At 43.1% G+C, this 7,431-nt stretch carries 8 protein-coding genes; 2 read left to right on the plus strand and 6 right to left on the minus strand.

Annotation, left to right across the window (positions count from 1 at the left end; genetic code table 11):
• Nucleotides 1–188 precede the first annotated feature (188 nt).
• From thiD to QZZ35_RS07845, 6 genes are all read right to left on the minus strand, one after another.
• Nucleotides 189–974, minus strand: coding sequence for a bifunctional hydroxymethylpyrimidine kinase/phosphomethylpyrimidine kinase (gene thiD, locus QZZ35_RS07820; RefSeq protein ID WP_291234990.1), 786 nt, complete (start codon nt 972–974; stop codon nt 189–191).
• A 34-nt stretch (nt 975–1,008) separates the two neighbouring features.
• Nucleotides 1,009–2,541: a cardiolipin synthase gene (cls, locus tag QZZ35_RS07825; RefSeq protein ID WP_291236893.1), complete on the minus strand. Its 1,533-nt coding sequence runs from the start codon at nt 2,539–2,541 to the stop codon at nt 1,009–1,011.
• Nucleotides 2,541–2,795 (minus strand): GIY-YIG nuclease family protein, encoded by a 255-nt coding sequence (locus tag QZZ35_RS07830; protein WP_291236894.1) that lies wholly within the window; start codon nt 2,793–2,795, stop codon nt 2,541–2,543. The genes cls and QZZ35_RS07830 overlap by 1 nt, the downstream gene beginning before the upstream one ends.
• A 282-nt stretch (nt 2,796–3,077) precedes the next feature.
• Nucleotides 3,078–3,752 carry a M23 family metallopeptidase gene (locus QZZ35_RS07835; RefSeq protein ID WP_291236895.1) on the minus strand — a complete coding sequence of 225 codons (675 nt, stop codon included), beginning with the start codon at nt 3,750–3,752 and terminating at the stop codon, nt 3,078–3,080.
• Nucleotides 3,753–3,795: 43 nt separating this feature from the next.
• A complete protein-coding gene (locus tag QZZ35_RS07840; protein WP_291236896.1) occupies nt 3,796–4,701 on the minus strand; it encodes a SpoIID/LytB domain-containing protein in 906 nt (301 codons plus the stop codon).
• A 48-nt stretch (nt 4,702–4,749) separates the two neighbouring features.
• Nucleotides 4,750–5,946, minus strand: coding sequence for an acetate/propionate family kinase (locus QZZ35_RS07845; RefSeq protein WP_291236897.1), 1,197 nt, complete (start codon nt 5,944–5,946; stop codon nt 4,750–4,752).
• 108 nt (nt 5,947–6,054) lie between these two features.
• Between QZZ35_RS07845 and srtB the strand changes: the two genes are divergently transcribed.
• Both srtB and QZZ35_RS07855 read left to right on the plus strand, forming a co-directional pair.
• On the plus strand, nt 6,055–6,819 hold the full coding sequence (gene srtB / locus QZZ35_RS07850) for a class B sortase (protein WP_291236899.1): 765 nt from the start codon (nt 6,055–6,057) through the stop codon (nt 6,817–6,819).
• 38 nt (nt 6,820–6,857) lie between these two features.
• Entirely contained in the window at nt 6,858–7,430 is a 573-nt protein-coding gene (locus QZZ35_RS07855) for a manganese efflux pump MntP (protein WP_291236898.1), read from the plus strand.
• The last annotated feature ends 1 nt before the right edge of the window (nt 7,431 follow it).

A 7,431-nucleotide genomic window follows, 5' to 3' on the forward strand; every position in this document is an offset into this window, starting at 1 on the left:
TTGTCGGCACTCCATGCAAGACATTAGCCGTCTACAAGATGAAATCCAAACCGCTTCCCTCAGCAAAAAACGAAAGGGAACCGATTATTTATCAAAGCTGTAAAACACAAAAGATCCCATAGAAATCTAAGATTTCTATGGGATCTTTCTGTTTTTCCGATCCGGTATGACCGGACCTTATGCCATCGCTATTTTGTTATCTTATAGGCATGATTCAACGGACCGCTGCCTTTTCCAAGATCCATTCCGTCTTTAAGTGCCCCTGTAATATAATCTTTCGCATTCTTTACACTTGTGCGCATATCATAACCCAGCGCCAGATTGCTGGCAATTGCGGATGAGAGGGTACAGCCTGTACCATGTGTATTCGGATTATTCACCCGTTCACCCTTATACCAGATCAGTTCCCCCTGATCATAAAGAAGGTCATCTGCGGTCTCCGTCAAATGACCACCCTTAATGAGGACACCGCCCTTTAAATTCTTGCCGATCACTTCGGCAGCCCGTACCATATCTTCGGTGGATTCAATTTTAAATCCGCAAAGACATTCCGCCTCCGGAATATTCGGAGTAATGATATCTGCCATCGGCAAAAGTTTTGATACAAGTGTATCCTGTGCATCCGGGCTCATAAGCGCACATCCGCTGGTAGATACCATGACCGGATCCACAACAATATTCTCCGCCTTATGTTCTTTTAACTTTTCTGCAATCTTTTCGATAATGCCAATATTGGAAACCATGCCGATCTTAACAGCATCCGGCCGTATATCATTAAAAATACAATCGATCTGCTCTCCCACAAATTCAGGTGTGGCTTCCAGCACATCATACACACCTGTTGTGTTCTGAGCTGTCAGCGCTGTGATCGCACTCATCGCATAAACGCCATGGGCCATCATCGTCTTTATGTCCGCCTGAATACCTGCACCGCCGCTGGAATCCGAACCAGCAATTGTCACTACTTTTTTCATTTTGTACTCAACTCCTGTTTTTAATATACTATTTTTATAACAACGGTGAAAAGATTCTCAAAATCGACTGAATGCATTTCTGCCAGAGGGGACGTCTGCGCCATTCATCCAGACTCACTCTCTCACTCACCCGCATTGTATTCAGAAAATCTTCCTTCATCTCCATGACCGCCGGGACTTCCGTCATAAGCACACCACATTCATAATGCAGATAGAAACTCCGGTAATCCATGTTGATGGTACCGCACACACCACACTCATCATCCGAAATAATATTCTTGGCATGAATAAATCCGGGAACATACTCATAAATGCGAATACCATTCTCCATCAACCGCCCATAGTTGGATATATTCACCATATAGACATACCATTTATCATAATGGCGTGGTGTAATGATCCGCACATCCACACCGCTTCTGGCCGCACGGCAAAGATCATCCACCATACGATTATCCAGAACAAGATAGGGCGTTGTAAAATAAATGTAATCTCTGGCTTTTGTAATCAGATGGGTATACATCTCTTCAATCGGATTGTCCGGATTGTTTGCAGGTCCATCAGCCACCGGCTGGACATAACCCGGAGCATCTACAGAAATTGTCGGCCGATAACGGTCATAGTCCAGAAATTCCTTGTCTTTGGAAAGTTCCCACATCTCAAGAAATATCTCCGTCAATCCCCACACACCATCACCTTCCAGACGTATAGCTGTGTCCTTCCAGTGACCGAAACGTTCGATAATATTCGCATATTCGTCTGCCAGATTCACTCCGCCCGTGTATCCCACATTACCGTCGATAATGGTGATCTTCTGATGGTTCCGGTAATTAAAGGTCAAATAAGAGACATCCTTCACCACCGGCGCAAAAATACTTACCCGGATTCCAAGCTTCGCCAGATCATGACGAATCTTATCCCCATCCATGAACAAGACACCAAAATCGTCCAGAAGAAGGCGAACTTCCACATGTTCCTCCGCTTTACGTGCCAGAACTTCCTTCAGTCGCTCCCAGATCTGACCGTCCGAAACAATAAAATATTCCATAAATATAAATTTTTTTGCTTTCTCCAGATCCTCGAATAAGGCTTCAAAATGCTTCTCCCCCACCTCATAATACCGGACAGATGTATTCTTATACAGGGGAAAGCCTTCATTCACAAGATAACGACTCACCTGGACTTTATTCGGATGCATCTCGGTCAATTCAGACAATATCTCCGGATCCTGCCTCTTATAACTTCTTCCTTTATCCGAAATCTGTTTGTATTTTTTATAAAAAGCCCAATTCTTGTGCTTGCGCCCCCACATAAAATAGAGACAATAGCCAAATACAGGCATGACAAGAATAATGACGATCCAGAAAGAATTAAAAGAAGAAGAATCATTAACCAGTACAAAAACTACCGCAATACTGACGACCTCGATCAACAGATACACCCAGGAAGCATACTCTTCCAAAATACCCGAAAGTACAAATATGGTCATAATCTGCAGTATAACGGATATCAGCACAATGCCCGCCCGAATAAGAACCGATGTTTTTACTTTGCTCCGGCTGCTCATCACTTTTCTCCCCTTTGTTGTTCGATGAGCCGTATCTTTTCCATACGGCTCATCTGCTTGATTGCATACTCTCTGCGCAATGCTTCTTCCTTTGTCTCCAGACATTCATAATAAACCAGCTCCACAGGTCCCCGACCGCGGGTATATTTCGCTCCCCGGCCCTCATTATGCGCCCGGACTCTTTCATCCAGATGATTTGTCCATCCGGTATAAAAAGTTCCGTCACTGCATCTGAGTATATATGTATAATTCATTTTTCCACCAATCTTCTTTCCATTTTATGGATGATAGAATCTATTATAACGAATTAAAAACCTAATTTCAACCATGAAAAAGGGCATTGCCTCATGATGACAATGCCCGCTATATAAAGCAGCCGATGAAGAAAGGTACTTTTCCAATACCGGTTCCTGCCGGTCATACACATTCACAGTGAAAAATCGGCTGCATATTTTCCAATATGTATCACCGATGATTCATCGCCTGCTCCATATTATCTTATGTGATCCAAATGAAAAGGTTACAAAAAGAATCCTTTATTTTTCAAGATAATTCATCGGATCAACAGGTTCACCGTCCTTTGTCATACCAAAATAGAGATGACTGCCTTCCTCTGAAAAATATTTTGTCGGCTGTGCCACATTTCCGATGGCCTGACCTTTAACGACAGGTCCGCCCTCTTCCACTTCGAGATCCTTCATCTGTCCGTAAAAAGCCTTATATCCGTTTCCCATATCAACCGTAACCACCATGCCGTTAACGCTGTCTTCCTGTACAGATTCCACTGTGCCGCTAAAAGCCGCAGTAACTTCCTGATTGACATCCGCCTTAATGAGCAGTGCCGGATTACATTTATACTGATCCAGTGTCTCAAAATAAATAGTTTTATCCATTGAGTATTCTTTTAAAATGTCTCCTTTGACAGGCCAGACCATTTTCGTCTCTTCTCCGAATGTTTCAGCTGCCTGTGCATTCGCCTCCGCCACAGATTCGGCTACCGCCTGCTCAACAGCTTCCTTTTCCTCCTCGGATACTTCCGGAACATCATTTTGTGCCTGATAAAATTCTGCTGCATTTTGGGCATCCATCCGATCCTTCATGCCGGATCTGTATCCTGCAATGCCCGAAATACCAAGAACAAGAACCAGTGCCGCTGTCAGCACCATATAAAATCCATTCCGTTTCCAATAATTTTTTAAATTCTCTTTCACCTGTTATCACCTCGTAGCTATAGTCTGGCCAAATGTAAAAAGTTTATACATTCGTTCCCGGAAAATACCATAAAATAATTTCCTTCCAGTCCCTGCCTTCCTCTGCCATCGCATTTGCACCATAAATACTCAGGCCAACACCGTGACCGCATCCATAACAGGTAAAAAGGATGCCCTCTTTTTTCACTTCATAATCAAAACAGGCCGAAGGCAGACCGAGTCGGCATCGAAAATCTTCCCCCGAATAGGTCTGACCGCCAATCTGAATCTCTTTAATATAACCGGCAGGATCTTTTTCCACAATCTGCACCATATTTTCGGTCAGTTGTCCCCAGGATATCTCTATACCATCCACCTCAGACAGGCATCGGATTATTTTTCTCCGACTCACATATATTTTTTTCATATAAGCCGAAGCACCTTTATCCCAACTGCTCTCCACACTTTTCAGATAAGCCACATCGCTTCCCCACACATCCGCAAAATTTCTTGTCGTCCCGTTCGACATCTGAAAATATAAAGGCAATATGACCTTTTCATTATAATGAATGGTGCATCCCCGCGTGTCGGACAAAGCCTTCCGTATTTTATGAACATCCACACCTTTCGCCAGCCGCTCCCCCTCAGACAGCCACGGCTGTCCAAGACTTGTGCTGTCCACCAGTAAACCATTTTGAGACATGTACGCAACATAAGTTCTCAATACGACAGCCATGGCTTTCATTGTTTCCTCCCGGGCATCCGGCTCCAGAACGGCGGAGAGTACCCCTTCCGCATAGACATCAAAACCGACAACTCTTCCTATCCCCTGTTCTTTCATATAAACAGTAAGACCCTCGGAAGAATGTTCCCACTCTTCCAAGGGTCTGTATCTTTGATAAATATATGTGCCCCCAATCGGGAGTATCAGCAGAAGTCCTGTAATAAGCCATCGAAGTCTTATGTTCATTCAAACAACGACTCCTTAAATGTTCTTATTATAGTCTATTCTCTGATCTTATTTTGTTGCAAGTGCAAGTGTATCTCTTGCAATCATTAATTCTTCGTTTGTTGGGATAACAAGTACTTTAACTTTGGAATCTGCTGTAGAAATAACGATTTCTTCGCCGCGTTTTCCATTAGCTTCAGCGTCAATTGTAATTCCAAGGTATCCAAGGTAATCACAAACACCCTGACGTGTTGTTGCACTGTTTTCACCAACACCGGCTGTAAATACGATAGCGTCTACACCGTTCATAGCTGCTACATAGCTTCCGATGATCTTAGCTACCTGATATTTGAATGCTTCAAGAGCATACTGGCAACGTACGTTACCTGCATCTGCTGCTTCTTCAACATCACGGAAATCACTGCTTACGCCACTGACACCGAGAACACCGGATTTTTTGTTAAGAACATCTGTTACTTCATGGATATCCCAGCCATGTTTTCCTGCATAGAACTCAAGAATGGATGGGTCGATGTCACCACAACGTGTTCCCATCATAAGACCTGCAAGAGGTGTAAGACCCATACTTGTATCTACACATTTACCGCCATTAACAGCTGCAATACTGGATCCGTTACCAAGATGGCAAACGATTGTTTTTAAATCTGCAAGATCTTTTCCAAGGAAGGATGCCACACGTTTGGAAACGTAGCTGTGGGATGTTCCGTGGAAACCGTAACGACGGATCTTGTCTTCTGTGTATGCTTCATATGGAAGACCATAGAGGAATGCTTTTTCAGGCATTGTCTGATGGAAAGCTGTATCAAATACGGCTACTTCAGGTACACCCGGCATTAATTCCATACATACACGGATACCGATTAAGTTTGCAGGGTTGTGTAATGGTGCAAGATCTGCACATTCTTCGATAGCTGCAATAACTTCGTCATTAACAAGTACAGAAGATGCAAATTTTTCACCGCCGTGTACAACACGATGACCTACAGCGTTGATCTCTGCAAGAGATGCGATAACACCGTTCTCAGCGTCTGTAAGACAGTCAAGAACTAATTTGATAGCTTCTGTATGTGTTGGCATTGGAGATTCGATTGTAATTTTGTCTTTTCCTGCTGGTGTATATACGATTCTGCTGCCGTCGATACCGATACGTTCGCAGAGACCTTTACCGAGTACTGCTTCTGTATTGGATTCGATTAACTGGAACTTTAATGAAGAACTTCCACAATTGATTACTAAAATGTTCATTTTTCTTTTCCTCCCATAAAATTATATTTTTATTTTATCATATTTTTTTTAACTGACTAGCCCATTTGTGGTATAATTTTCAAAAAAGGAGGTTATGTCTTGAAAAAAATGCAAATATTCATCTTTATAGTCGCTCTCATATGCTTTTTAGGCAGCGGCGGTTATCTGGCGAAATACTACTGGGAACGACATATTTCCGCCAAAAATATGGATGAAGTAAAATCTCTTCTTGTCGAAGAAACAAAAACAACCGAAACCGGTGATGATACAAACCCGGAAATTCTCCTTCGGTACAGCCGACTTCATGAAGAGAATCCGGACTTTGCCGGATGGATCCAGATTCCGGATACTTCAATTGATTACCCCGTCATGTATATAGCAGGTGACAATGATACCTACCTTCATTCAAACTTTAATAAAGAATGGGATGCCAGCGGTGTACCGTTTATCGATGGCAACTGTTCCTTAGATCCGATCAGCGATAACCTGATTATTTACGGACACCATATGAATGACGGCAGTATGTTCCAGCAATTGATGAACTATAAAGATAAAGATTTCTATGAATCTCACAAAACCATTTATTTTGATACACTGAATGAAACCGGCACCTACACGGTCGTTGCCGTTATCCTCGCCAGAGCCCTCGGTGAATATGAACAGGGATTCCGCTACTACGGCCAATACACTTTCGGCGATGAAGATGACCTGAATGAATATATGTCCAATATTTATCAACTGGCCCTCTATGACACAGGAGAAACCGTTTCCTTTGGCGATAAGCTCATCACCCTGTCAACATGCGAATATAGCCAGGAAGACGGAAGACTTGCTGTGATCGCCAAGAAAACATCATTAAGTCTTCCAAAATAAGATGCATCACAGTATAACATACCAAAGGAGACAATTTTATGGGATTATTGGAATTGATCTTGATCGCCATCGGACTGGCAATGGACGCCTTTGCCGTATCCATATGCAAAGGCTTGAATATGCGAAAGATGAACTACAGGCAGGCTGGCATCATTGCCCTGTTTTTCGGTGGTTTTCAGGCCATCATGCCGCTGATCGGCTGGTTTTTAGGCAAACAGTTTGAAAGCTACATAACAAGTATTGACCACTGGATCGCTTTTCTTCTGCTCGCTTTTATCGGAGTCAACATGATTCGGGAGGCACTGGGTGAAGACGAAGATGAAGACGAAAGCCCTCAGGACCAACTGGACATCGGCGAATTATTTATGCTCGCCGTTGCAACGAGTATTGACGCTCTGGCTGTCGGCATTACCTTTGCATTCTTAAAAGTCAACATTCTTCCGGCGGTTTCAATCATCGGTATCATCACATTCGTTATATCCTTTGCCGGTGTTGGTATCGGTCACCAGTTTGGGCGCAAATATGAAAAAAAAGCCGAGCTTGCCGGCGGTATCATCCTTATTTGTATCGGTCTGAAGATATTACTTGAACATTTGGGTATCCTATTTTAAA

This window comes from Frisingicoccus sp., assembly GCA_016298055.1.
Classification (GTDB): domain Bacteria; phylum Bacillota; class Clostridia; order Lachnospirales; family Lachnospiraceae; genus Frisingicoccus.